Source organism: Cupriavidus sp. F041 (assembly GCF_057814235.1).
This window is the reverse complement of sequence record NZ_JBVASY010000003.1, coordinates 38589-63159: the sequence shown is the minus strand read 5'-3', so window position 1 is coordinate 63159 and position 24571 is coordinate 38589. Positions and strand designations below refer to the sequence as shown.

The following is a 24571-nucleotide window of genomic DNA, read 5'->3' as shown; positions in this document are numbered from 1 at the left end:
GCGCCGGTGCGCGCCGCCTTTTCCGATCAACAAGAAAAATGAGGGGGATACCCTCACTACCGGAGACAACGCCATGCTCGCTCATGGTCAGCCCCTGTTCGTCCACGAAGTCATCGATGCCCGCCCGATCGGGCGCTTCCAGTACCTCGCCATCGGCCTGTGCATCCTCGTCGCGGTGCTCGACGGCTTCGACACCCAGACCATCGGCATGCTGGCGCCGTCCATCGGCGCCAGCCTCGGCGTGCCGGTCAAGGCCTTCGGCCCGGTCTTCGGCGCCGGCCTGCTCGGCATGCTGCTGGGCGCCGTGGTGCTGGGCCCGCTGGCCGACCGCTACGGCCGCAAGACGATGATCGTCTTCTCCTGTGTGCTGTTCGGCAGCCTCTCGCTGGCGACTGCCTACGCGCAATCGCTGGAGCAGTTGCTGGTGCTGCGCATGCTGACCGGCATCGGCCTGGGCGGCGCGCTGCCCAACGCCATCGCGCTGGCCTCCGAGTACGCGCCGCAGCGCCATGCGCGCAGCACCGTCACCACGCTGATGTGCGGCATGCCGCTGGGCGCCGTGCTGGGCGGCGCGGTGTGCGCGGTCATGCTGCCGCGCTTAGGCTGGCAGGCGGTATTCGTGGTGGGCGGCGTGCTGCCGCTGGCGGTGGCGCTGCTGATCGCCCTGACCATGCCGGAGTCCGCGCGCTTCCTGATCGCCCGCGGGCACGACATGGCCAGGCTGTCGGCCATCATGCGCCGCATTGCGCCGGACCTGCGCGGCGACGAGTCCTATCGCGCCAGCGATAGCGTGGCGGCCGGCGTGCCGATCCGGCTGCTGTTCACCGAGGGGCGCGCTGCGGGCACCATCCTGCTGTGGATTCCATACTTCCTGAACCTCGTGGTGCTGTACTTCATCGTCAGCTGGATGCCCGCGGTGCTGATCGGCGCGCACCATTCCGCCTCAGTCGGCATTGCGGCGATCACGGCGTTCAGCCTGGGCGGCGTGCTCGGTTCCGTGGTGCAAGGCGCGCTGATGAACCGCTTCGGCGCACGGCCGGTATTGCTGTGCGAGCTGCTGGCCTATGCCGCGCTGGCGCTGGTGCTCGCCACGTGGCCGCATGACTATGCGATCGTGATCGCGGCCAGCCTGGCGATCGGCATAACGGTGCAGGGGGCGCAGGCGGGCTTCAATGCACTGGCCGCCGAGATCTATCCCACCCGCATGCGCGCCACCGGCATCGGCTGCGCGGTGGGCATCGGCCGCATCGGCTCCATCAGCGGCCCCGCGCTGGGCGGCATGCTGCTGGGCTGGAACTGGAGCGCGGGCGACATCTTCATGGCGGGCATCGTGCCGGCGCTGGTCGCCGCGATCGCCGTCGTCGTCAACCGGGCGCCGCGCTAGGCCCGTCCGGACGATTTCACCATCAGGCCAGCCGCGGAACAACGCGGCAGGTCCATTCCGTCAAAAAAAGAAGGCTGGAGGAGATCATGAAGCAGTCGGCAATGGCCGCGGCGCTATGCGCTTGCGTGGCCGGGGCGAGTCACGCCCATGCGCAGTCCGTGACCCTGTACGGAGTCATCGATACAGGCATAGAGTTCGTGTCCGGCGTGGGCGCCGCGCGGGACAAGCTGGTGCGCATGCCCGGCCTGGCCGGTACGGTGCCATCGCGCTGGGGCCTGCGCGGCACCGAGGACCTGGGCGGCGGGCTCAAGAGCCAGTTCGTGCTGGAGTCCGGCTTCGCGCCGGACGCCGGCACCTCCAACCAGGGCGGCCGGCTGTTCGGCAGGCAGGCGTGGGTCGGGCTGTCGGGAAGCTGGGGCCAGGTCGCGCTCGGCCGCCAGTACACCATGCTGTTCTGGTCGATGCTGGAGCCGGACATGCTGGGTCCCAACACCTTCGGCTCCTCGTCGCTTGACAGCTACCTGTCGAGCGCCCGGGCGGACAACGCGATCTCCTACAAGGGCACGTTCGGCGGCCTGACGGTCGGCGGCACCTACAGCTTCGGCCGCGATACGGTCAACGCTGGCCCGAGCCCGTCCGGCGCCAACTGCGCTGGCGAGAACCCTGCGGACCAGCGCGCGTGCCGCGAATGGTCGGTGCTGCTGAAGTACGACACCAACTGGTGGAGCGTCAGCGCCGCCTACGATTCGCTGCGCGGCGGCCCCGGCGCGTTCGGCGGCCTGACCCGCAGCAGCCTGCGCGACGACCGCCTCGCCATCAACGGCTACGTCAACTTCAAGAACGGCAAGGTCGGCGGCGGCCTGCTGCGGCGCGACAACGACGGTAGCGCCACGCCTCGCAGCGACATGTGGTTCCTCGGCGCATCCTATGCGCTGACGCCGGCATTCAGCGTGGACGCCGAGGCGTTCTACCTGCGCTTCCACAACAGCGCCGACAAGGCATGGCTCTATGCGGCACGCGCCACCTATGCGTTCAGCAAGCGCACCTCGGTGTACGGCACGGCGGGCTTCCTGGACAACCGCGGCAACCTCGCACTCTCGGTCAGCTCCGGCGCCATCGGGGCCAACCCGGCGCCGGGCGGGAACCAGCTTGGCGCGATGGCCGGCGTGAAGCATATTTTCTGAACCCCTTTCGCGCAAGGAGACAACCATGCAGACCCAGACCCTCGTCGAAGACCTGGTGGACGCCGGCCATATCCTGTTCCATGAAGGCGTGCTGGATGCGTTCGGCCACGTCAGCGCGCGGCATCCGGACGGCGACCGCTTCCTGATGTCGCGCAGCCTGGCGCCGGTGCAGGCCGGCCTCGCCGACATCCTCGCCTTCGGTCTGGACGGCGAGCCCATCGATGCGCAAGGCCGCAAGGTGTTCCTGGAGCGCCATATCCACGCGGCGCTCTATCGCGCGCGGCCTGAGGTCCGGGCGGTGGTGCACAGCCACTCGCCCGCGCTGATTCCGTTCGGCGTGGTATCCGGCGCGGCGCTGCGCCCGGTTTGCCACATGAGCGGTTTTCTCGCGCGCGGCGCGCCGGTCTTCGACATCGCCGACGTGGCCGGCGACGGCTCGGACATGCTGATCCGCGACAGCCGCCTCGGCGACGCGCTCGCGGCCGCGATGGACGGCGCCACCGTCGTGCTGATGCGCGGCCACGGCGTCACCGTGGCGGCCGACTCGGTCGAGAAGGCCGTCTATTGCGCAGTGTATGCCCAGGCCAACGCGCGCCTGGTGCTCGACGCAGCGCGCCTGGGCGGCGAGATCCGCTACCTCTCGGTGGCCGAAGGACTCGCCGCCGAGCATGCCAACGACGGCCAGATCGGCCGCGCCTGGGACCTGTGGCGTCGCGCCGCGCGGCAGGCGACGGCGGGGCTGCGCTGAGCGCCACTTACCAAAACACCAACGATATCAGGAGACTAACCGCATGAAGCCGCCCCCATCCCTCACTTCCCCTTCGCGCCGCGCTGTGCTCGCGCATGGCGCGCTGTGCCTGCTTGCCGCAGCGGCGCCCGCCATGCCGGCGCTGGCGAAAGAATCCTGGCCCGCGCGCCCCGTCAGGCTCATCGTGCCTTCCGCACCGGGTGGCGGGACCGATGTCTACGCGCGCCTGGTCGCCACGCTGCTGTCCCGGTCGATGAAGCAATCGTTCGTGGTCGATAACCGTCCGGGCGCGAGCGGACACATCGGCACCCAGGTGGTCGCCCATGCGCCGGCGGACGGCTATACGTTCCTCGTGACCGCCAATGCCGCGGTCGCCATCAGTCCCGCGCTGTACAGCAAGCTGCCGTTCGACGTGGAAAAAGATCTCGTGCCGGTGGCGCGCGGCGTGCTGGCGCCGATGGTGCTGGTGGCCAACCCGTCCGCCGGCATCGGCAGTTTCGGCGAGCTGGTGCGGCAGGGCAAGGAGCGGCCCGGCGTGATTCCCTACGGCTCGGCCGGCGAGGCCAGCCCGCCATATCTCGGCGTGCGGATGATCGAGGAGGCCACCGGTGCGCGTTTCCTGCACGTGCCGTACAAGGGCGTGGGCGCGGCCTACCAGGACCTGCTCAGCGGGCGCCTGCAGTTCATGTTTACGGACCTGAGCTCGGTCCAGCCCTATATCAAGGCCGGCAAGCTCAAGCCGCTGGCCGTGAACCAGAAGAGCGGGATGCTGCCCGGCGTGCCCTCGCTGGCCGAGCCCGGCCCCGCGCGGATCGACATTTGGACTTCGTTCAGCGTGTTCGCGCCGGCCGGCGTGCCGGCGCCGATCCTCAAGAAGATGAGTGACGAGATCAACGCCGCCATGAAGACCCCCGAGCTGGCGAGCGCGCTCGAAGCCAACGCCCTGGTGCCGGTGTTCGATACGCCGGCCACGTTCCAGGCATCAATGCGCAAGGAACGCGAGCAGTGGGCGTCGTTCATCAAGCGCAACGGCATCCATATCGAATGACGCGCCCCCGCGCGCCCGTTATTGCAGTCATCGTGGAGACGAACCAATGAAGCTGGGACCCGACAACAAACGCACCATGCTGATCGACGGCGAGCTGACCGCAGCCGTCGGCGGACAATGGCTGGAAAGCATCAACCCCGCCACCGAGGCAGTGATCGGCCAGGTGCCGGCCGGCGACGCAGCGGACATCGACCGCGCGGCCCGTGCCGCGAGCGCGGCCGCTCCGGCCTGGCACGGCCTGGGCATCGAAGGGCGTGCCGAATGCCTGCGCGAGTACGCGCGCAGGATCGAGGCGGCGGCCGAGGCACTGCTGGATACCGAGGTTGCCGACACCGGCAACACGCTGGCCGCGCTGCGCGGCGACGTGAATGCCGCGTCGTGGGGGCTGAACTACTACGCCGGGCTCGGCTACGAGCTCAAGGGCGAGTCGATTCCCGCCACCACGCCCAACAACCTGCACGTCACGTTGCGAGAGCCCTACGGCATCGTCGGCCGCATCGTGCCGTTCAACCACCCGATCATGTTCGCCACCGCGCGCACCGCGGCCGCACTGATCGCCGGCAACGCGGTCATCGTCAAGCCGCCCGAGACGAGCTCGCTGTCCGCGACGATGCTGGCGGAGATCGCGCGCGACGTGTTCCCGCGCGGCGTGATGAACATCGTGACCGGCGCCGGCCGCGCCGCGGGCGACGCCATCGCGCGCCATCCGGATATCAAGCGCATCGCGTTCATCGGCTCCCCGCAGACGGCGCGCCAGATCCAGCGCAGCGCGGCCGAGGTCTGCGTCAAGCATATCTCACTCGAACTCGGCGGCAAGAACCCGCTGATCGTGTTTCCGGATGCCGACGTGGACGGCGCGCTCGATGCGGCCGTGCGCGGCATGAACTTCCTCTGGCAAGGCCAGTCGTGCGGCTCCACCAGCCGGCTGCTGGTACACGACAGCCTCTACGACCGCTTTGTCGATGGCGTGGCGGAGCGCGTCGGGCGCATCCGCATCGGCGATCCGCGCGCGCCGGACAGCACCATGGGACCGGTCAACTCGAAGGGCCAGTACGACAAGGTGCTTGGCTATATCGAAGTGGCGAAGCAGGACGGCGCGCGCCTTGTGGCCGGCGGCAAGCGCCCGGCCGGCAGCGCCTATGCGAGCGGCTACTGGATCGAGCCGACCGTGTTCGCCGACGTGACGCCCGGCATGCGCATTGCCCAGGAGGAGGTGTTCGGGCCGATCCTGTCGATCATGCGCTGGTCCGATGCCGCGCAGGCAATCGACATGGCCAACGGCATCGAATACGGCCTGACCGCCTCGGTATGGACGCGCGACCTGCACACCGCCATGCGGACGGTGCGCCGGCTGCAGGCGGGCTATATATGGGTCAACGGCGTCGGCACTCACTACAAGGGCGTGCCGTTCGGCGGCTACAAGAACTCGGGCGTGGGCCGCGAGGAAGGCATCGAGGAGATGCTGAGCTACACCGAGACCAAGGCGGTCAACATCGTCGGCGCCTGAGACGCGCCCGCCGCGGCTTTGCCGCGCCTTGTCCAGTCATGTTCCTTCCCGGGAGGAGAAATGAAACCGCTGTACGTTGAAGATGTGATCGATGCCCGGCCGTTCGGGCCGTTTCAATGGCTGTTGTTCGCCATCTGTTTCCTGATCGCGCTGATGGATGGGGCGAGCATCCAGATCATGGGCCTGAGCGCGCCGATGATGGCGCAGTCCCTCGCGCTCGGGCCGGATCAACTGGGCCCCGTGTTCGCCGCTTCCGAAATCGGCTTCATGGCCGGCGCGCTGATCTTCGGCCCGCTGGCCGACCGCCTCGGCCGCAAGTCCGTGCTGGTGCTCTGCACACTGCTGTTCGGCGTGGCCTCGCTGTGCACCGCGGCGGCGACCGGCTTCGGCATGCTGCTGGCGCTGCGTGTCCTTACCGGCATTGGCCTCGGGGGCGCGGCGCCGTGCTTCGTGAGCCTGGCAACGGAGTTCGTGGCGCAGCGGCTGCGCGCTCGCGTGGCATCGTTGCTGTGGGCGGCGGTGCCGGCCGGCGGCGTGCTCGCCGGCTTCGCGGGCAGCCGGCTGATCCCGGCTTTCGGCTGGCAGGCCATGTTCCAGGCCTTCGGCGCGGTGACGATCCTCGGCGCGCTGCTGGTGTGCCTATGCGTGCCGGAGTCGCTGCGGTTCCTGATTCTGGCCGGCCGCCAGGGAATGGCGACGCAGCGTATCCTCGCCCGCCTCGGCGTGGACCCGCAGATGCGCGCCGCCGCGCTGCTCATGCGCGAGGCGGCGCCGCAGGGCATGCCGGTCTCGCATCTGTTCACCGGCGGGCGCGGGCGCTTCACCGGCTTCCTGTGGCTCGGCTTCTTCCTGAACTTCATGACGCTGATCGGCGTGCTGGCCTGGACCACCACGCTGCTGCGCAAGGACGGCATGTCCTTGCCGGACACCTCGCTCGTGCTGGCCTGGAACAATGTCGGCGGCATGGTCGGCGTCGCGCTGGCCGGCAAGCTAATGGAGCGGTTCGGGACCTTCCGCTTCCTGGCGATGCTGCTGGGCAGCGGCAGCGTGGCGGTGGCCCTGACCGGGATCGCCGGCTCGCAGGTCGTGTTCGCCGCCGCATGCTCGATGCTGACCGGATTCTTCGTCGGCGGTGCCACCTCCGGCATGATCGGCCTGGCGGCCATGGGCTACCCGACCGCCATCCGCTCGACCGGCGTGGGATGCGGCCTGGCGGCCGGCCGGCTTGGCGGCGCGACCGGGCCCCTGCTGGTCGGCGTGCTGGTCGGCGCCGGCATGGACACCACGCAGACCTTCGCGCTGATCGCCATGCCGTCGTTGCTTGCCGCGCTCGCCGTGCTGGCGATGCGCCGTTCCGGGACCGGGCTGGTCCCGGTCTCGGCCGGTGCCGGTGCGCATTGATGATTGCCGCCGGGGGGGGCTTCCGGCTACCCCGGCTACCTCTTGCTGCCATGTCTACTGCCGTGACAACCGATACCACCGGACCCTTCCAGACGCTTTGCACCAACGCGGTGTCCCCGCATGAACGGCCCGGGTTCTGGCGCGAAGCCATTCGCGCCAGTTTCGGCGGCCTGCATGTCGACACCTACGGAGGGGATGCCTTCGACGGCGCGCTTCGCATGGCAAGCGTCGGGCAGACCCGCCTGTGCCGCGTGACCGCGCAGGCGCACCGGGCGACCAACTTGCCGCCGGACGCCGCCGAGGCGCCGCGCAGCTACAAGGTCGTGATCCAGTTCGAGGGCGAGTCCCGCTTCGAGCAGGACGGCCTCACCGCCCGCCTGGCGCCGGGGGACTGGGCCATCTACGATACCGCGCGTCCTTATCGCATGACCGCGAGCCGACCGGTGGACATAGCCACGATGGTGGTGCCGCACGCGGTCCTGCCGTTGTCGCCGCGCGAGCGCCGTGCCGTGCTGCTGCGCGTGCATAGCGCGCGCACCGGGGCGGGGAGCCGGATGGCCATCTGCATGGCTGGCGTACTGGCGGGGCCCGCCATGTCGGAAGCCCATGCGGGCGAGCTGGGCCAGGTGCTGGCCGCCGCGGTGCAAGAGCAACTTGCCGCCGCGCCCAGGCGCCTGCTACCGGCGGTACTGCGCGAGCGGATCGTGGAATACGTCAGGCACCATCTCGAGCGGGCGGATCTCTCGGTTGACCAGATCGCGGCCGCGTTGAATTGCTCGAAGCGCTACCTGCACATGGTATTCGATGCCGACGGCATGACGCTGGCCAGGTATATCCAGCAGTTGCGCCTGGCGCAGATCAGCCGGGACCTGGCTGATCCGGCGCTTGGCGCGCGCTCGATCACCGAGATCTCGATGCGCTGGGGATTTGTCAACTGCGGGCATTTTTCCCGCAGCTTCAAGCAGGCCTTCGGTACGACGCCGCGCGACTATCGCGCGGCCAGCCTTGCGGGGCAGCGCTAGCCGAGCCGGTGCATCCCGCTCAGCACGTGGGCCTCCATGCCGCCGTCGCAGGGGATACTGGCGCCCCGGACCCAGCCGCTCTCGTCGCTGCACAGGAAAGCCACCAGCGGGGCGATGTCCGCGGGCCGCCCGGCGCGTTCCATGAGCCGCATGTCCTCCTCCGCGCGCTCGCCGAGGGTTTTCAGGAAATCCTGGTGGATCGGCGTTTCCACCGGGCCCGGGCTGACCGCGTTCATGCGGATGCCGCGCTCGCGCCATTTCCAGCGGCACTGCATCGTCCAGACGATGAGCGCTTCCTTCGACAGGAAATAGGCGCGCGCGTCATTGACGCCATGGCTGGCGCAGAACGCCGGTACCTCCGCGAGCTGCCGGACGTCGAGCAGGGCCAGCGCCTGCGCAGCATCCTGGTGCCAGCCAAAGCCCGCCAGCGACGCCAGGTTGACGATGGCCGCGCCGTCGCTGAGCCTGGGCAGCAATGCCTCGGTGAACAACCGCAGGCCGGTGAAGTTGACCTGCAGCACCGGCACGACGCCGCGCGTGGGCGGCAAGCCGGCGATATTGCACAGCGCGTCCGCGCGATCGATGCGCGCAACCGCCGCATCGATCGATGCCTGGTCGGACAGGTCGGCCTGCACGAACTGGTCGACGCTGTTCCCGGGTATGGCGTTGCGGTCGACGCCGATCACATGGGCGCCGGCGGCCTTGAAGTACGCCGCGCAGGCGGCACCGATGCCGGACGCCGCGCCGGTGACGACGATGATTTTGTCTGCAAGTTTCATGGACATCCCTCCTGAATTGCCGGCTCGCCCACCCGCGGCCGCCCGGTCATTGGTCGCCAATGATGCCGGGGCGGGGCGCGGCTGTCTTGCCTGACAGTGAACTGCCGGGACGAGCCGCGCCGTGGAGCGGTTTACTTCCCTCACAGGCAAGTCGGCCACGCGCCGCGTGCATAAAGTAGCGGCACGAAGCAACAACCGCATGGAGAAGCGCTTGCGAGATTTTTCCCTTCTGATTGCCGGCCGCCAGGTTCCCGCCGCGTCCGGCGCGCTGTTCGAGCGCAGGAACCCGCTTTCCGGCGAAGTCGTCACACGCGCCGCCGCCGCGACGGTGGCCGATGCTCGCGCCGCGGTCGAAGCCGCCGTGGCGGCATTCCCAGCCTGGTCGGCGCTCGGCCCCGGGCCGCGCCGGCACAAGCTGCTGCTGGCTGCCGACCGGATCGAGCAATGGCACGCCGATCTCGTCTCGACGATGATGGCGGAAACGGGCGCCGCCCGCGCCTGGGCGGAGCACAACGTTGACGCCGCCGCCGCTATCCTACGCGAGGCCGCATACATGACCACGCGGATCCAGGGTGAGGTCATTCCGTCGGATGAGGCGCGCCTGGCCATGGCCATGCGCTGCCCGGTCGGCGTGGTGCTCGGCATCGCGCCGTGGAACGCGCCGATCGTGCTGGGCGTGCGCGCGGTGGCGATGGCGCTCGCGTGCGGCAACACCGCAATCCTGAAGGCCTCGGATGTCAGCCCCGGCGTGCACGTCTTGATCGGCGAAGCGATGATCGAAGCCGGACTTGGCGGCGGCATCGTAAACGTCATCACCCACGCCCCCGCCGATGCCAAGGAGGTGGTGGGCGCGCTGATCGTCCATCCGGCCGTGCGCCGCGTCAACTTCACGGGATCGACACGCGTCGGGCGTATGGTGGCGCGGCAGGCCGCCGAGTACCTCAAGCCCGTACTGCTCGAGCTGGGCGGCAAGGCACCCTGCCTGGTGCTCGACGATGCCGACCTCGATGCCGCGGTGCGCGCTGCAGCCTTTGGCGCGTTTTTCAACCAAGGGCAAATCTGCATGTCCACGGAGCGCATCCTGGTTGCCGACAGCGTGGCCGATGCCTTTGTCGCCAGGCTGGCCGACAAGGCGCGTGGCCTGACCGCGGGCGATCCGGCGGTCGGCGAGCATGCGCTGGGCGCGCTGGCCGACCCGTCCGCGTACAAGCGCATCAACGCCCTGATCGCCGACGCCGTTGCGCAGGGCGCGAGCGTGGTGGCGGGCGGGGACGCACAGGGCGCACTGATGTCCGCCACGGTGCTCGACGGTGTGACGCCCGCCATGCGCATCTTCCACGAGGAAACCTTCGGTCCGGTGGTGAGCGTCACCCGCGTCGCCAATGACGAACAGGCGATCGCGCTGGCGAACCAGTCCGAGTACGGCCTCTCGGCTTCCGTGTTCGGCGGCGACGCCGCACGCGCGCTCAACATCGCGCGCCGCCTCGAGACCGGCATCTGCCATATCAACGGCGCCACGGTCAGCGACGAGCCCCAGATGCCTTTCGGCGGCGTCAAGGCCACCGGCTACGGCCGCTTCGGCGGCAACGCCGGCGTGGCCGAGTTCACCGAGCTGCGCTGGGTGACCATCGCCACCGGCGCGGCTTCCTATCCGATCTGAAACCACCACAAATACCGCCAACACTGCGCGGCGGGCGCTCGCCCGCCGCGGTTGGCCGAACCAGGAGCGAGACAATCATGAGCGCACCGATCCAATGCAACCAACAGCCCGGCTGGACGCGCTTCCGGCATGGCGACTTCGAATGCACCGTGGTGACCGATGGCCTGCTGCACATGGGTCCGCCGCGCGACACGTTTCCGCGAGCCGACCCGCAGGAGATCGACCAGCTGCTGGCCGATGCCTGCCTGCCGACCGAGACCATCGAGCTCGACCAGAACCTGCTGATCGTCAACACCGGCACGCATCTGGTGCTGTTCGACACCGGGGTCGGCATCAACGCCGAACTCGGCATCAAGACCTTCGGCAAACTGACCGGCCGCGCGCTTGCCAGCATGCGCCAGGCCGGCATCGCGCCGGAACAGATCGACGTGATCGCGCTCACGCACGCGCACCCCGACCACTGCTGGGGACTGGTTGACGACGACGGCAACAAGCTCTACCCGAACGCGTGCGTCTGCATCAACCGCACCGACATGGAGTACTGGACCGATCTCGGTAATATCCGGGCCACGATGTCGGAGCACATGAAGGACCATTTCCGCGGCGCGCACCTAAACATCCTGGCCTATCGCGACGTCATCACGTTTCTCGAGGACGGCGACGAGGTGGTGCCAGGTATTACCGCCCACCTGACGCCAGGCCACAGCCCGGGGCACATGGTCTACCGGATTGCGAGCCAGGGCAGGGCGCTGCTCAACTGGGGCGATCTCTGCCATCACCAGATCCTGCTCCTCAAGCGGCCGAACTGGGCCTTCAAGTTCGACTCCGACGCCGCCGCCGCCGCGGTGTCGCGGCTGCGCGTGCTGGACTGGGCCTGCAGCGAGAACATGGAGATTCTCTCGTACCATTTCCCGTTCCCGGGGCGCGGGCACTTACGCCGCAACGCGGACGGCTACGACTGGATGCCCACCCGGCTTGAACTAGAGGCGCCCGATGCGCTGTCGTAGCCGCGCATCCCGCACCGATCGCCTGCGGCCATTGCCGCCTCTCGCTCAAAGGTTACCGACATGACCCAACCCTATCGCTGCACCTGTGGCCTCATCGACGTCCACGCGCACTGCCTGCCCCCCGCGTACCGCCAAGCCCTCGTCGATGCGGGCCTAGTCTCGCTGGACGGCGGCTACCCGATTCCCGCGTGGTCCGCGCAATCCGCCATCGACGTCATGGACGCGGGCGGCATCGACACCATGATGCTGTCGGTGTCGTCGCCAAGCGTCGGCTTCTTGCGCGATGCCGGCGCGCGCGCGCGCCTGGCGCGTCGCATCAACGAAGACATTGCCGAGACCATGCGTACGCATTCGGGGCGCTTCGGCGGCTTCGCCACGCTGCCGCTGCCGCACGTCGACGCCTCGCTGAAGGAAATCGACCATGCCTTCGGTGAACTCGGCCTCGACGGTGTTGTCATCGAGACCAACACAGACGGCAAATACCTGGGGAATCCGGAACTCGTCCCTATCTTCGACGCGCTCGACGAGCGCCACGCCACGATCTTCCTCCACCCCACGGCGCCGCAGTGCCTCGAAGCGGTCGGGCTGGGTCGCCCGGCACCGCTGTTCGAGTTCCCGTGCGACACCGCGCGCACGGTCATCGACCTGGTGTTCTCCGACACGCTGCGCCGCTGCCCCAACCTGAAGTTCATCCTGCCGCATGCGGGCGGCGTGCTGCCGTCCATCGCGCATCGGATCGCGCTGCTTGCCCCGATGCCGGTCATGAAACCGGCACCAAAGAGCGGCGAGGCGGTACTCAACGAGTTCCGGAATCTGTACTACGACCTCGCCATGTCGGCCAACCAGCCGACGTTCGACAGCCTGCGCACACTCGCGCCGGTTTCGCATATCCTTTTCGGCACCGACTTCCCATTCCAGTCGGCGGCGAACGTGGCGGGAAACATCGCGAATTTCCGCAGCCTCAGCGGCTTGACGGCGGAGGAGCATGTTGCCATCGCGCGTGAAAATGTGCGGCGGCTGTTCCCTCGTCTGAGCACCTAGCTAGGCACGTCAACGGGGAGACGCTGTGCCAATGCGCCCACCTCGGGCGCGTCGCTCTCGCTTTTGGCCGTGCGAACCACGTAGGTAAAAGCGAAAGGTAGTTGCGCCACTTCCGTTTGCAAGGGAGTTGACGCGTGCCATGGCGGTGGAGTTCTTCGACAACTCCACGGAATGGGTGCCCGGCTTCGGTAAGGGTGAGCCTGCACGTACTTCGATGAAATAGCCGCGCCCCCACGCGTTCCTCCAGCGCATCCACAAGTTTGTCCGCTATGGCCGGCGAGAGCTCGAGTTGCCGGGGCTCCTCCGATAGGCTTCACACGTGGGCGGCACTAAAAAATAGGCGCCTTCCCGAAATGCGATCAAGCCCGGATATTTCTCACTATCACTGGAAACTGTATCGAACAGACGGGTGATTATCACCCGTACGATGAAGCTGTAAGTTCTACTGTTCAAAATATGTGGCCTATGCCGATTGGGAATCCGCAATGAGATCACCATCGCAAGGGCTGAGGGTAGTACGAAACCATCTTCGCGAGAGTTCCTCGTGATGGGCTCATTCGCTGGAGTGGCCGCATTGATGGGGCCGGCATGGGATGCCGCAACGACAAAATCCAAGGCAAGGCCCAGATGGAACCGCACCCCGGCGCTGGATACTGGACCCCGCCGAGTATGTTGCGTGGTTCATGTCAGCTGGCTCGTCCTTGCGGTAAGCCGGAATGACTCAGACATCCGCGCTTCGTGCGCTTCAAAGCGGTTAGACGTTTCGATTGACTCTGCTTTCACATACATTTTGGAGAAATCCCGATGAAGGCTTATCAACTCAAAGCAGGTGCCGGTATTGCTGGACTCGAACTTGTCGAGGGTCCCAGCCGCCAGCCCAATGCCAACGAAGTCCTTGTGCGCATTGAGGCTGCAGCACTGAACCACCGCGACCTCAGTTTCGCGCAGGGGCAGTTTTATAACCCGCCCAGCTATCCGATCGTCCCGCTCGTCGATGGATGTGGGGAAGTCATCGCCGTTGGGCAGGCCGTCACCCGCTTCAAAACGGGTGACCGTGTCATCACTAACTACTACCCGCGCTGGCTTGATGGTGCCCAGTCGGCTAGCAAGACGGACAGCTCCTTCGGAGCCCAACTTGACGGTACTCTTGCCGAAGAGTTCGTGGCCAGTGAAGAGGCTTTCGTTCTAGCACCACGCGGCCTGGATGCCGCGTCGGCGGCCACCTTGCCGTGTGCAGGGCTGACGGCATGGAATGCACTGTTCGTCGCCGGCGCGGCCAAGCCGGGGGCCAGCGTGCTTTTGATTGGCACCGGCGGGGTCTCGCTCTGGGCGCTGCAACTTGCCAAGGCGGCGGGCCTCTTCACGATCGCAATGTCGTCTCAAGATGAGAAACTCGAACGCGTGCGCTCGCTGGGCGCGAATGCGACCATCAATTACCGGACCACACCGGAATGGCAGGATCAAGTCTTGCAGCTCACGGGAGGCACCGGGGTCGATCTCGTGGTCGAAGTTGGAGGTGAAGGCACGTTGGCGCGTTCGCTCAAAGCCACCGGTCCCGGTGGCATCGTGGTCGTGATCGGGAGGGTCAGTGGGGGCGGTGGCGTCTTGCTCGAGCCAGGCATGCTTATCGGCGGTGCCAAGCGACTGGTCGGCGTGACGACGGGTAGCCGGGCCATGCTCGAACAACTCGTTCGCTTTGTCGAAGTAAACAAGATTGCGCCCACCATCGACAAGGTTTTCCCATTCGACGAGGCGGAAGCCGCTTACGAGTATCTCGCATCCGGGAAGCACCTTGGCAAAGTTGTCATTCGTGTCCATGCATAGCGCGATCACAGTCCGATGCTACGGCTCGGTTGACTCAGCGCAGCGCGCTAGTGTCCTGCGCCAGAAATTCGTAGACAAAATCGCTTGATGCTGGCGAAGATGTCATCGGCAGACTTCGTCCACACGAAAGGCTTGGGGTTGGCGTTGTTCAGGTCAAGGTATTGGCGGATGGCTTGCTCAAGTTGTCGGGTTGAGCGATGCGTGCCGCGGCGAATGTATTGTTCAGTGATGGTCGCAAACCAGCGCTCCACCTGATTGATCCATGAGGCAGAGGTCGGTGTGAAATGAACATGGAAGCGCGGATGGCGAGCGAACCAAGCCTTGATCGACGGCGTCTTGTGCGTGCCGTAGTTGTCCATGACGAGATGCACATCGAGCGTGGGTGGCACGTTGGCTTCGATCGTGCGTAGAAACTGCAGGAATTCACTGCTGCGATGCCTGCGATGCAATTCACCGATAACTTCTCCTGTGGCAATGTCCAGCGCAGCGAACAACGTTGTCGTGCCATGGCGCATGTAGTCGTGCGTGCGTCGCTCGGGGAGGCCTGGCGCCAGCGGCAAGATGGGCTGCGTACGGTCCAGTGCTTGGATCTGGCTCTTCTCGTCAACGCACAACACCATGGCCTTGAGCGGTGGGTCGAGGTACAACCCCACGATATCGCGCACCTTCTCCACGAACAATGGGTCGGTGGAGAGCTTGAAGGTCTCCTGTCGATGAGGCTGCAGTCCAAAGGCACGCCAGATACGCGTCACGGTCGACGGCGATAGATTCGCCGCGCGAGCCATACTCCGCGTGCTCCAGTGGGTGGCGCCGGCTGGCACGGATTCGAGCGTCTGGGCAATAATCGCATCCACCTGTGCATCACCGATGGTCCTCGGTGCCCCTGGTCGCGGTGCATCGAGCAGTCCATCGAGCCGATGTGCCACGTAGCGCGCACGCCATTTCGATACGGTTTGCTGAGTGACACGCTGCCTTGCCGCGACGGTCTTGTTGTCCAAGCCTTCAGCGCTAGCCAGCACAATGCGCGCGCGTAAGGCCAACGCCTGTGCCGTCTTGCGCCGCATCGTCAGCGCCTTGAGTTGCTCACGTTCGACCGCACTCAACACAAGTTCCGCCTTTGGTCTTCCTCTCATCACCGCCTCGCCGTTTGCGTGCCTTCAACGCAGACTACTACGTAGTGTCAATAATGCAATGAATTTCTGACGCAGGACACTAGCTAGCCAGTTATGCATGCGTATGGCCGAACCATGTTGCTGCGCTAAGGGTCGCAATAGCATAGTCACCGGCCAGCACTCGATACAACGGCAGTGCGTAAGGCTCCCACCATGGCGGCTTCGCGTTCTGCGCAACCACCGGCGACTGTCACCATGGCGCTGGCCATCAGGCCATGACGGTTATCGCTCAGGGTGTGTCCCATGTAGCGCAGCACGCTGCAGTCTTGCCTTTTCGGAACAGCCGAGCATCGGGATCCGTCTCGGAATGGTGGAGCGATCGAGACGTCGCGCTTTCTTACGGAAGAAAGTCGTCTGCCATACAGGTTCAGTGTGTGCTAGCCGATCTCGCCTAGGAAGTGTCGCAACCAACGATGTTTTCGGATCGTTCGACTCCTCGCTACTGTCGTCACGAGGTCCGGAGATACGTGGCATGAAACTCTTTATTAAATAGATATCTGCACTTGCTTTGTCATACCGGTTTCTTTAATGAGCTGACAGAGCAATTGTGCTGGATCAGCCAGCTCTCGCGCGAATGGGAAGTCGATGTCGTGGGGGCTATCGTCAACAGTACGCCCGGTACCGCTGGATTGGCATAGTTGGTGCTGCTCGATCGCGCCTGAAACCTGCGGACAAGGGAATTCGCACCCCAGAGGGCTTGGGGATCCTGAGAAGTGGTGCAAGCCCAACGCGATCTGCTCGCAGTGCTTTCCCTTATGGATAATGACCCGAGCCATATCATGCACGTTGTAAAAAGGACACGGAGAAAGTGTTGGAAAGAGCTTTTGCTTTGAGGCCCACTGCTTTGCCGGTGGCTGGTTCTACGGAGTCCTTCTATTCCATAACCATAATAGGCCTGCGCCGGAGGTCACGGCCGTCGTTTGGGCCCGATGAGGGAAAGCATGATAGCAGCAGCGAGGTGTCGATATGAGACTACTAGTTCTAGGTAGTACTGGTCTTGTGGGGCGCCACGTACTGCAGGCAGCCCTGAAGGATCCTCGTATTGATCTCGTACTGGCACCAACGCGCCGTCCACTCACGGCGCATGCCAAGCTGGTCAACCCAGTCGCGTCGGAACTTGAAGTTCTGCTCACCAATATGTCCTGGCACTGGGTCGACTCCATCGTATGTGCCATAGGGACAACAATTGCAAAAGCCGGATCGCGAGAGGCATTTCGGCACGCAGATTACGTGTTGCCCATGCGGTTCGCGCGACGTGCCTATGACGATGGGGCCAAGGCGATCGCCCTGGTATCTTCTCCGGGCGCGTCGTTCTCAATTCCGCTTTTCTATTCAAGAACCAAAGCGGAGCTAGAGAGAGACATTGCTGAGGTTGGGTTCCCGTACGTGACGATTGTACGTCCGGGCATGATCGGCGGCTTTCGAGAGGAGTTTCGATTGGCCGAGCGACTGGTACTTCCGATAGCTCGTCTGCTTCAACCGATCCTGCCCAAGGGGCTTTGGATCAACCCAGCCTCGACGATCGCAGACGTGCTTTTGGAGGCGGTTTTTGCGCAGAGCAAAGGCGTCCGAAGGCTGACGTCTAGGAACATTGTCGACAGAACAGCGGGGTAGCGCACCGGGCCACAACATGGCCGTCCATCCAATGCACAGCCTGTCGGCGTTGATCACCCTGGTGATGGCGGGCGTGGGGATCAGCCCGCCGCGGCTTAAATCGCACCGTTTGTCGACGCAGGGCGGTTGGTGGAGCTGATCGGCGATCCAGCACCGTACAACCTCAACTATTGCTTTCACTGGCGCACGAGCGATCCGCGTGCCGTGGTGCGAGTTCTGCGAGATATCGTCATGCGTGAGGCTAACCTGCTGATGCGGTCTTCGCTCTGGCCGCGCCCGCAGTCTAAAGCATGACAAGCGGCGCCTAGCTAGAGCATCGCCGAATGCAGATGATGCGGATCGTACTGCGTGTCGATCACGATTTGCATGGAATCCTCAGTCTCGTCGCGATCGTGCGGGCGGCCAAGGCATATCCGTATGGCGTTCGACGGGTTGCCGTCGGCGGAGAACGCCGCGCTCGACACCGCGCGTAGCCGCACGAGCGCAGGCGGAGGGCTAGTTCGGACGGACTCCACGCGCTGGCCTCCGGAGTTGGCAGCTACAGGTTGAAAGTCATAGGGGGCGGCCTCGTAGGGGCGGTCGCCTATTACGCTGCGCGCCGTGACCTGTCTTTCAGCGTTCTCGGCCCGCAGTGCCCTGAGCATGTCGTCGACAGTACCGTCTTTGATCCACGCGATGGCCAGTAACGTGCTGATGGGGCTTGCCATGACTGTGGTGGTGCGCAGCGTGCCTGGCAGCCGTTGGGCCTGCTGCAGGGTTGGACCATTGATAAATGCGATGCGCAGGCCTGCTCCAAAACACTTGGAGAACCCTGTCACGTAGTAGGTCAGTTCCGGCGCCAGGGAGGCGAGGGCATCCGGGCTATTCGGCGGCGACTTCTCCGCACACGGCGACCAGCGGAACGATCGGGCCGGCCGACGGGTTGGGGAACTGGCCGCGCGCGAAGCCGAGGTCCCGGTGGTTCAGGGCGGCGGCGTCGATCCGCACACGGATCTCGTGGGGGGCCGCCTCGGTGCTGGCGTGCTCGATGGGTTGCAGCCCGGCAATGCCCGCGCCTGCCTGCAGTTGATATGCTTTGATGGGTTCTCCTCGGTGTCGGTGCGCGGGCCGGCTTGCCGAAGGCGGCTGCCGGCATGCCGCGCGGGGAACGTTGTCATCGTGCGTAGACCGCCTGGCGCAGCGCCAGCGGAAAGCTGCCGGTCATGCCGGCGACCGCGGTGTTGGTCAGGGCGACCACTGATAGCTGCCTGGCTGGATCTACCCAGAAGTTCGTGCCATACACGCCGGCCCAGTGCCAGGCGCCGGCCGCCATCGGCAGCGCTGCGGCCACCGGGTCTTTGAGCACCGCCACGCCAAGCCCCCAGCCGAAGCCCGGCCCCGCGGCGCCGGCGGGCAGGTCGCCGATGGCGTTGGTGGTCATCGCGGCCACGGTCTCGGGGCGGAGGATGCCCGCGCCGCCGGTGCGCATCGCCTCGGCGAAGCGCAGGTAGTCGCGGGCGGTGCCCACCATGCCGACGCCGCCCGAGGGAAACGCGGCGGCATCGAAGGCGCGCGCGGGCGAGTAGTCGATCGCGCTGGCTCCGAAGGCGAGCGAGAACGGCTCGGTCATGCGCACGGGCAGCGGCACGGCGTCGCCGTAAGGCGTGGCGAGGACGGCGGGCGCGGTGAACGCGACGCTGGACATTCCCAGCGGGGCTGTCACGATGCGCCGCACGGCGTCGGGCAGCGGCATGCCGGCGGCCTGCGCGACGATGGCGCCCAGCACGTCGATGGCGACGGAATAGTGCCAGCCCGTGCCGGGCGCGAAGAGCAGCGGCGCGGCGGCGATGCGCTGCAGGTTCTGCTCCAGCGTCAGGCCCGATGCATTCAGGCCGTCGGACACGCCGAGCCGGTGGTAGGAGCCGTCGCGCGGCTCGAGGAAGCCGTAGCCGAGGCCCGCTGTGTGCGTGAGCAGGTGTCGCACGGTGATGACCGGCTCGCTCCCGTCGGTCAGCCGCGGCCGGAAGCCAGGCAGCCAGCGGGTGACGGCGTCGTCCAGCTGCAGCAGGCCGCGGTCGGCTAGCGCCAGCGCCACTACGCAGACGATGGGCTTGGTCATCGAAGCCAGCCGGAAGACTTCGTCCAGCGCCATCAGGCGCCGGCTTTCGCGGTCGGCGAAGCCGGCGGCGCGCTGGTAGACGATCTCGCCGCCCTGCGCGGCGATGACGGTCGCGCCGACGATCCGGCCGCTGTCCACCGCCGCGCGGATCACGGCGTCCAGCGCCGCGGCGCGGCTCCAGCCGGCGCCGCTCGCGGCAGGCGCGGCCGCGGCGGTGGGCGACCCGATTGCGACGGACAGTCCGCTCATGGCCGCGGTGACGAGAAACGCGCGCCGTGCGCGGACGGGGGCCGCTTGCTTCGTGGAGGAGGCGTTTTTCATGGCCGGTGGTTTGCCTGTGTGCGACATCGCGATACCAACGTGGAAGATCGGACACAATGTAGGGCTTATCTCCATGGGTGATAATCGGCTTTCCGTTCGATACAGTTTCTACAGACAGTGTGAGATTGTCATGCTCGATCGCATTACAGGCATGCAGGTGTTCGCTCGCTCGGCGCAGGCGGGAAGCCTGTCGGCAGCGGCCCGCCAGCTGGGCTTGTCGCCGGCGATGGCGGCCAAGCACGTTGACGCGCTGGAGGGGCGGCTGGGCGTGCGGCTGTTCCATCGCAGTACGCGCAGGCTCACCCTGACCGAGGCCGGCCAGCAGTACCTGGAGGCATGCGCCAGGCTCCTGCCCGAGCTAGCGGAGGTGGAGGCGGCGATCGCCTCGCAGCGCGTGGAGGCGACCGGACTGCTCCGGCTCAACGTGCCGTTGTCGTTTGGCGTGCGCTATGTCGCCCCGCTGATACCGGCGTTCAGCGAGAGCCATCCGGCCGTGACGGTGGATCTCGGCCTGAACGACCGCGTGGTCGACCTGATGGAAGAGGGCTGGGACCTGACCATCCGGGTGGGCCCGCTGAAGGACAGCCGCCTCGTTTCCCGCAAGCTCGCCGACAGCGCGATGATCGTCTGTGCGGCGCCCGCCTACTGGCGCCGGCGCGGGCGTCCCGCGCGGTGGCAGGACCTGGCGGCGCACAATTGCCTGAGCTTCGCGCTGTCGAACCTGTCCCGCCCCGGGGAATGGCGCTACGGCAAGGATGGGGAAAGGCGGGTGGGCGTGAGCGGCACGCTGCGCACCAACAATGGCGATGCGCTCGTCGCCGCCGCGTCGGCCGGCCTCGGTGTGCTCTATGAACCCGAGTTCATCGTAGCGGATGCGATCCGGCGAGGCGAGCTGGAGCGCGTCGGGCTCGATGCCGACAGCGCGGACCTCGGTGGCATCCACCTGGTCCGCTCCGCGGATCGCGCGCCGCCGGCCAAGGTGCGCGCGATGACCGATTTCCTGGTCGGCGCGTTCGGCGCGAACCCGCCCTGGAGGCTGCCATGAGCGCACGCATCAGCGCTTACTCCTGCGCGGCAACTTCCTCGGCGGCGGGATAGTCGGTGTAGCCATGCTCCGTGCCGCCGAACAGCGAGCCGGCATCGAGCGCGGCGAGCGGGAGGCCTTTGGCCAAGCGGCGGGGCAGGTCGGGGTTGGTGACGAAGGGGCGGCCGAATGCGACCAGGTCGGCGTAGCCCTTGTCCAGCACCCATGCGGCGCGCGCCTGGTCGTACTTGCCGGCCACGATGATCGGGTTGGTGAAGCGCTGGCGGATCGCCTGCCGGAATGCCTCGGTGAACTGCGGCGCGTCGTCCCAGTCGGCTTCGACCAGGTGCAGGTAGGCGAAGCCGCCGTATTCGTCGGTGCGTACGTTGGCAGTTGTGCGCAGGAATTGGTCGACGAGATAGCCGTTGGCGCCGTAAACCTCGACGCCGTGGAAGCCGACCTCGATTGCATGGCGCGCCGCGCGGCGGAAATCCTCGACGATGATGGCCTTGATCTCCTCGCGCGTAAGCGCGCGCGGCGTCGGGCAGGCCACCATCGCGCCTGCGCCCGTGGCCGGGTCCACCTTCCAGATCGCGCCTTCGAACGGCACCGCCGAGGGCGCCACCGGCGGCGCGCCGCCGTGGAACGGATTCCATGCCGTTCTGACGTCCGATACCGCGGTCCTTCATGCCGCCGAACGGCGAATTGAACGCCATTGCGACCAAGTCTGCCCAGCACATCATCAGGCGCCCCCGGTGCGTGGGTGACATGGTTCCCCACGCGCCCTCCAGGGCCCACAGCGCCGTGTTCGAGGCCCGCTCGACGTCCGCTGCGCCCGACAGCGGGAAGAGGCCAGCTACAGTGCCGCAGAGGTCACGGCAAGACACGCTGTGGCAATGTCAAATTACATGCCGTAATCCTTCAACGCTCCGTGCATTCCTCTTCCTAGATGGATGAATACGCCGGCGACCTGCCCGCGCGGGGCACAGGAATTCCTCACTATGATTTGGCCGACTCTTTCGACCGGCAGAGAGTAGCTTCCTGTGACCGTGACAGAGTAGTCCCCATTGCTCAATTCGCGGTGTTACCCCTGGCGCTGGGTGGTGGTTCGTGCCTTCGCCTGGATGAGTCGTTGGCGTGGCCTTGTCAGGGACTACCGGTGTCCTGATGTGCTGAGGCCATGGTCTATACGCAATCGGCGGACTGCTGCTACGCAGAGTCGCTCATCCTTGAGTTTTTAAACAAGCGCGCGTCAACGGAGTCGCGCGCCCACCAGTGCGATGGCCCGATTCCACACGTCGCGCTGCCGCGCCAGGAAATCCTGCGCGGCTGCCCCGATCAGGGCAACCGGCTCCGCGCCATCGGCGTGCAGGCGCTGGCGCAGCATCTGCCCCGCCAGCAAGCGGCCAAGCCGCCCGGCCAGCGCCGTGCGCTGCGCTTGCGCCCAGCTCGCCGGTGCCAGCACGCCGTACCAGGCCTGCTGGTCCATGCCAGCAATCCCGAATTCCTCGAACGTCGCAACCGCGGGCGCCAGCGCGCTACGCGTGCTGCCGGTCACGGCCAGTGCGTGCAGCCTGCCCTGGCGCATCAACGGCAACGCCGCCTGCAGCGTACTGACCAGCACCGATACATGGCCGCCCTGCAGGTCGATCATGGCGCGCGCGCTGCCGGGATATGGAATATGGGCCATTTCCACGCTCGCCTGGCGGCATAGCAACTCGCCCACCAGGTGCGCGCTCGAACCCACGCCGAGTGAGGCGTAGCCGAGCCGCCCAGGACGCCGGCGTGCGTCGGCCAGCAGGTCCGGCAAACGCAGGCCAGCGGTAGCGGCCGATGCCGACACCAGCAATACGTGCGGCGTGCAGGCGACGATGGCAAGCGGCAGCAGCGGGTCCGCCGCGATCGACTGCGGCGCCAGCTGCGGAGCGATGCTGATCGAGCCGACCGTACCGAGCAGCAGCGTGCGCCGCTGGGCCGGCGCGCGCACCGCTTCCTGCAACGCCACCTGGCCCGCCGCGCCCGGCCGGTTTTCAACGATGGTAAGGCAGCCATCCACGCTAAGGCTATCGGCCACCAGCCGCGCCACATGATCGGCGCCGCCGCCCGCGCCGTAGCCCACCAGCAAGCGGCACGCAGGCTCCGCGGCATGCGCCGCGCGCCAGCCCGCGCCCAGCGCCGCCAGGACGCCTAACCGCACCAGCTGGCGGCGCTTGGGCCATGAAGCGGGTGCGTCCGGGGGCAGGGAGTGCGACGGGGACGGGACTAAGGAGTCCGAATGCCACGGCGGGCGGGCGGAACTGTGGGCCTTGGAAAAACGCATGACGAAGGGATGGTTAGTGCGACCCGGACATTCAGTCTGTGCCGGAACGCGGCAGCGTGGTCTCGCCGCACCGAAGTATCCGGCGGGATCCGCCATGCTAGCACCGCTGGCGCGGCCGGCCCACGAGTCGTCAGGGTGCCCAGGCAAACCCGGCTACGGAAGCGCCCTGGCCCTCGCCCGCCGCGTCATAGCTGGGGCGCGCGGCAAGCCGCGCCATCCGCATTGGCCCTCTCCTCCATCCCGAATACCGCCTTGGCCCCGCATTGCGAGCCGAGCATGCGCCCCTGGTTGTGGCCAACGCCGACCACCTCGAAGGCCTGGCGGCGGATCGGCGGGTGCTGGCTGCCCAGCGGCGCGGCAAGATAGCGCTCGTAGCGCAGGTAGCTGCGCGCGCGCTCCAGCCGCGTCGGCCCTTCGGCTTCGGCACCGCAAGCCTTATCGAGCACGCTATGGTTGGGGTCGTTGTCTTCCGCCCCCACCAGGTAAGTCACCTGGCGCTGGAGATAGCGGCGGAATAGCGCGTCGCCCGTCGCGCCGCGCGCATAGGGCACCATGTCGCGCATGCCGTAGCGATATTTGTCGTAGTCCGCGCAAATGGCCGTGTCATACGGTGCGAAGCCCTTGCCGCGCGGACGCTCCGGCGTGAAATAGAGATACGACGAAGGATTCGCCACCACGTAGCGCAGGTCGATGCCGCCCGCGCGAATGCGTTCGTCGACGTTGTTCAGCACGGCATACCGGTGCACCAGCTGCGCGCCGCCCGAATGGCCGGCGATCGTCACACGGGTCACCGCGGGAAAGCGGCGCTTGTCGGTCACCATGCCGACGAGATTGTCCAGCACCTGCAGCGAGCTGACCGAGTACGGCGGGTTGACCGCATCATCGCCGCCCATCCAGCCCTGTACGCTCCACATCGGCATACGGTCGAAGACCTTGCCCTTGGCGGCGTCCGGCGTGCCGGGGAAATTGGGCGCGAGCAGCAGTACCTCGGCGGGATTGCGCCCGGCTTGCTTAAGCAGGTCCGCACCAGCAGCAAAATAATCATCGCCGTTGCGCTGTATCCCGTGTTGCACAAAGATCACCTCGCGGATGCCTTGCAGGTCGCCGTCCAGCGGATGGTTGGCATAGACCGGGAAATCGTAGGCCTGCGCGCCCGCGCCGAGCTGTACGCGCTGCCATTGCGGGGCGGCCGCTTGTGGCGCTGCCGCCGCTGCCGGTTTGGCCTGCGCAGCGGCATTGTCCACGCCGGGCGCCACGCAGCCGCACTGCGCGGCGGCTGCCAGCGCAATCAGCGCGATCGACGCGCAGCGCGCAACGCTAAATATCTTCATGTCCGGTCTCCTGATGCCGATGCGGCGCAACACTCGGCGCGCCGCGCCAATACTCGTTTGTAAAGTCGCACCATGCTAGGCCGCCA

General features: G+C 66.7%; 21 protein-coding genes and 2 pseudogenes. 13 read left to right on the top strand and 10 right to left on the bottom strand.

What is annotated here, in order from left to right; translation table 11 throughout:
* Positions 1-73 precede the first annotated feature (73 nt).
* From ACZY0R_RS38880 to ACZY0R_RS38850, 7 genes are all read left to right on the top strand, one after another.
* Positions 74-1384, top strand: coding sequence for an MFS transporter (locus ACZY0R_RS38880; protein WP_488866574.1), 1311 nt, complete (start codon positions 74-76; stop codon positions 1382-1384).
* Positions 1385-1470: 86 nt separating this feature from the next.
* Positions 1471-2568, top strand: a complete 1098-nt coding sequence (locus ACZY0R_RS38875) for a porin (RefSeq protein ID WP_488866572.1) — start codon at positions 1471-1473, stop codon at positions 2566-2568.
* Between the two features lie 25 nt (positions 2569-2593).
* A complete protein-coding gene (locus ACZY0R_RS38870; protein WP_488866570.1) occupies positions 2594-3316 on the top strand; it encodes a class II aldolase/adducin family protein in 723 nt (240 codons plus the stop codon).
* A 43-nt stretch (positions 3317-3359) separates the two neighbouring features.
* Complete coding sequence (locus ACZY0R_RS38865; RefSeq protein WP_488866568.1) at positions 3360-4364, top strand: Bug family tripartite tricarboxylate transporter substrate binding protein; 1005 nt, start codon at positions 3360-3362, stop codon at positions 4362-4364.
* A gap of 46 nt (positions 4365-4410) precedes the next feature.
* Complete coding sequence (locus tag ACZY0R_RS38860; RefSeq protein ID WP_488866566.1) at positions 4411-5871, top strand: aldehyde dehydrogenase family protein; 1461 nt, start codon at positions 4411-4413, stop codon at positions 5869-5871.
* Positions 5872-5931: 60 nt separating this feature from the next.
* A complete protein-coding gene (locus ACZY0R_RS38855) occupies positions 5932-7272 on the top strand; it encodes an MFS transporter (RefSeq protein ID WP_488866564.1) in 1341 nt (446 codons plus the stop codon).
* Positions 7273-7334: 62 nt separating this feature from the next.
* A complete protein-coding gene (locus ACZY0R_RS38850) occupies positions 7335-8294 on the top strand; it encodes an AraC-like ligand-binding domain-containing protein (RefSeq protein ID WP_488866562.1) in 960 nt (319 codons plus the stop codon).
* Here the strand turns inward: ACZY0R_RS38850 and ACZY0R_RS38845 are convergent.
* Positions 8291-9073, bottom strand: coding sequence for a coniferyl-alcohol dehydrogenase (locus ACZY0R_RS38845; protein WP_488866560.1), 783 nt, complete (start codon positions 9071-9073; stop codon positions 8291-8293). The genes ACZY0R_RS38850 and ACZY0R_RS38845 overlap by 4 nt on opposite strands.
* 211 nt (positions 9074-9284) lie before the next feature.
* Here ACZY0R_RS38845 and ACZY0R_RS38840 point away from each other — a divergent pair, with 211 nt between their 5' ends.
* The 3 genes from ACZY0R_RS38840 (at position 9285) to ACZY0R_RS38830 (ending at position 12781) form a co-directional block, all read left to right on the top strand.
* Complete coding sequence (locus tag ACZY0R_RS38840) at positions 9285-10733, top strand: aldehyde dehydrogenase family protein (protein ID WP_488866558.1); 1449 nt, start codon at positions 9285-9287, stop codon at positions 10731-10733.
* Between the two features lie 77 nt (positions 10734-10810).
* Positions 10811-11740, top strand: coding sequence for an MBL fold metallo-hydrolase (locus tag ACZY0R_RS38835; RefSeq protein WP_488866556.1), 930 nt, complete (start codon positions 10811-10813; stop codon positions 11738-11740).
* Positions 11741-11800: 60 nt separating this feature from the next.
* The gene (locus ACZY0R_RS38830) at positions 11801-12781 is read left to right on the top strand and encodes an amidohydrolase family protein (RefSeq protein ID WP_488866554.1); all 981 of its coding nucleotides are present in this window, start codon (positions 11801-11803) and stop codon (positions 12779-12781) included.
* Here the strand turns inward: ACZY0R_RS38830 and ACZY0R_RS38825 are convergent.
* Positions 12702-13064, bottom strand: a pseudogene (locus ACZY0R_RS38825) (helix-turn-helix domain-containing protein); the annotation flags it as partial. The gene ACZY0R_RS38830 and the pseudogene ACZY0R_RS38825 overlap by 80 nt on opposite strands.
* A 521-nt stretch (positions 13065-13585) precedes the next feature.
* Here ACZY0R_RS38825 and ACZY0R_RS38820 point away from each other — a divergent pair.
* Positions 13586-14605, top strand: a complete 1020-nt coding sequence (locus tag ACZY0R_RS38820) for a zinc-dependent alcohol dehydrogenase family protein (protein ID WP_488866552.1) — start codon at positions 13586-13588, stop codon at positions 14603-14605.
* Between the two features lie 47 nt (positions 14606-14652).
* On the opposite strand, the gene ACZY0R_RS38815 is transcribed toward ACZY0R_RS38820, so the two are convergent.
* Together ACZY0R_RS38815 and ACZY0R_RS38810 are read right to left on the bottom strand one after the other, a co-directional pair.
* Complete coding sequence (locus ACZY0R_RS38815) at positions 14653-15738, bottom strand: IS630 family transposase (protein ID WP_488857140.1); 1086 nt, start codon at positions 15736-15738, stop codon at positions 14653-14655.
* Between the two features lie 188 nt (positions 15739-15926).
* Positions 15927-16090: pseudogene (locus tag ACZY0R_RS38810) on the bottom strand (IS5/IS1182 family transposase); the annotation flags it as partial.
* A gap of 653 nt (positions 16091-16743) precedes the next feature.
* Here ACZY0R_RS38810 and ACZY0R_RS38805 point away from each other — a divergent pair.
* Positions 16744-17391, top strand: a complete 648-nt coding sequence (locus tag ACZY0R_RS38805; RefSeq protein WP_488866550.1) for a Rossmann-fold NAD(P)-binding domain-containing protein — start codon at positions 16744-16746, stop codon at positions 17389-17391.
* Between the two features lie 308 nt (positions 17392-17699).
* Here the strand turns inward: ACZY0R_RS38805 and ACZY0R_RS38800 are convergent, their stop codons facing one another.
* The 3 genes from ACZY0R_RS38800 to ACZY0R_RS38790 all read right to left on the bottom strand — a co-directional run bounded on the left by ACZY0R_RS38800 (position 17700) and on the right by ACZY0R_RS38790 (position 19810).
* Complete coding sequence (locus ACZY0R_RS38800; protein ID WP_488866548.1) at positions 17700-18209, bottom strand: hypothetical protein; 510 nt, start codon at positions 18207-18209, stop codon at positions 17700-17702.
* A gap of 43 nt (positions 18210-18252) precedes the next feature.
* Complete coding sequence (locus ACZY0R_RS38795) at positions 18253-18378, bottom strand: hypothetical protein (protein WP_488866546.1); 126 nt, start codon at positions 18376-18378, stop codon at positions 18253-18255.
* A 166-nt stretch (positions 18379-18544) separates the two neighbouring features.
* Positions 18545-19810, bottom strand: a complete 1266-nt coding sequence (locus ACZY0R_RS38790; protein WP_488866544.1) for a serine hydrolase domain-containing protein — start codon at positions 19808-19810, stop codon at positions 18545-18547.
* A 130-nt stretch (positions 19811-19940) separates the two neighbouring features.
* Here ACZY0R_RS38790 and ACZY0R_RS38785 point away from each other — a divergent pair, with 130 nt between their 5' ends.
* Entirely contained in the window at positions 19941-20855 is a 915-nt protein-coding gene (locus tag ACZY0R_RS38785) for a LysR family transcriptional regulator (RefSeq protein WP_488866542.1), read from the top strand.
* A 16-nt stretch (positions 20856-20871) separates the two neighbouring features.
* On the opposite strand, the gene ACZY0R_RS38780 is transcribed toward ACZY0R_RS38785, so the two are convergent.
* From ACZY0R_RS38780 to ACZY0R_RS38770, 3 genes are all read right to left on the bottom strand, one after another.
* Positions 20872-21459 carry an oxidoreductase gene (locus tag ACZY0R_RS38780; RefSeq protein WP_488866540.1) on the bottom strand — a complete coding sequence of 196 codons (588 nt, stop codon included), beginning with the start codon at positions 21457-21459 and terminating at the stop codon, positions 20872-20874.
* 627 nt (positions 21460-22086) lie between these two features.
* Entirely contained in the window at positions 22087-23031 is a 945-nt protein-coding gene (locus ACZY0R_RS38775) for a Bug family tripartite tricarboxylate transporter substrate binding protein (RefSeq protein ID WP_488866538.1), read from the bottom strand.
* A 308-nt stretch (positions 23032-23339) separates the two neighbouring features.
* On the bottom strand, positions 23340-24485 hold the full coding sequence (locus ACZY0R_RS38770; protein ID WP_488866536.1) for a hypothetical protein: 1146 nt from the start codon (positions 24483-24485) through the stop codon (positions 23340-23342).
* Positions 24486-24571 lie beyond the last annotated feature (86 nt).

Excerpts from the sequence above, each read along its gene's own strand:
- ACZY0R_RS38830 (WP_488866554.1), top strand. The coding sequence starts at position 11,801 with ATGACCCAACCCTATCGCTGCACCTGTGGCCTCATCGACGTCCACGCG.
- ACZY0R_RS38770 (WP_488866536.1), bottom strand. The coding sequence starts at position 24,485 with ATGAAGATATTTAGCGTTGCGCGCTGCGCGTCGATCGCGCTGATTGCG.
- ACZY0R_RS38860 (WP_488866566.1), top strand. The coding sequence starts at position 4,411 with ATGAAGCTGGGACCCGACAACAAACGCACCATGCTGATCGACGGCGAG.
- ACZY0R_RS38870 (WP_488866570.1), top strand. The coding sequence starts at position 2,594 with ATGCAGACCCAGACCCTCGTCGAAGACCTGGTGGACGCCGGCCATATC.
- ACZY0R_RS38785 (WP_488866542.1), top strand. The coding sequence starts at position 19,941 with ATGCTCGATCGCATTACAGGCATGCAGGTGTTCGCTCGCTCGGCGCAG.
- ACZY0R_RS38865 (WP_488866568.1), top strand. The coding sequence starts at position 3,360 with ATGAAGCCGCCCCCATCCCTCACTTCCCCTTCGCGCCGCGCTGTGCTC.
- ACZY0R_RS38805 (WP_488866550.1), top strand. The coding sequence starts at position 16,744 with ATGAGACTACTAGTTCTAGGTAGTACTGGTCTTGTGGGGCGCCACGTA.
- ACZY0R_RS38820 (WP_488866552.1), top strand. The coding sequence starts at position 13,586 with ATGAAGGCTTATCAACTCAAAGCAGGTGCCGGTATTGCTGGACTCGAA.
- ACZY0R_RS38835 (WP_488866556.1), top strand. The coding sequence starts at position 10,811 with ATGAGCGCACCGATCCAATGCAACCAACAGCCCGGCTGGACGCGCTTC.
- ACZY0R_RS38875 (WP_488866572.1), top strand. The coding sequence starts at position 1,471 with ATGAAGCAGTCGGCAATGGCCGCGGCGCTATGCGCTTGCGTGGCCGGG.
- ACZY0R_RS38845 (WP_488866560.1), bottom strand. The coding sequence starts at position 9,073 with ATGAAACTTGCAGACAAAATCATCGTCGTCACCGGCGCGGCGTCCGGC.
- ACZY0R_RS38790 (WP_488866544.1), bottom strand. The coding sequence starts at position 19,810 with ATGAAAAACGCCTCCTCCACGAAGCAAGCGGCCCCCGTCCGCGCACGG.
- ACZY0R_RS38855 (WP_488866564.1), top strand. The coding sequence starts at position 5,932 with ATGAAACCGCTGTACGTTGAAGATGTGATCGATGCCCGGCCGTTCGGG.
- ACZY0R_RS38815 (WP_488857140.1), bottom strand. The coding sequence starts at position 15,738 with ATGAGAGGAAGACCAAAGGCGGAACTTGTGTTGAGTGCGGTCGAACGT.
- ACZY0R_RS38880 (WP_488866574.1), top strand. The coding sequence starts at position 74 with ATGCTCGCTCATGGTCAGCCCCTGTTCGTCCACGAAGTCATCGATGCC.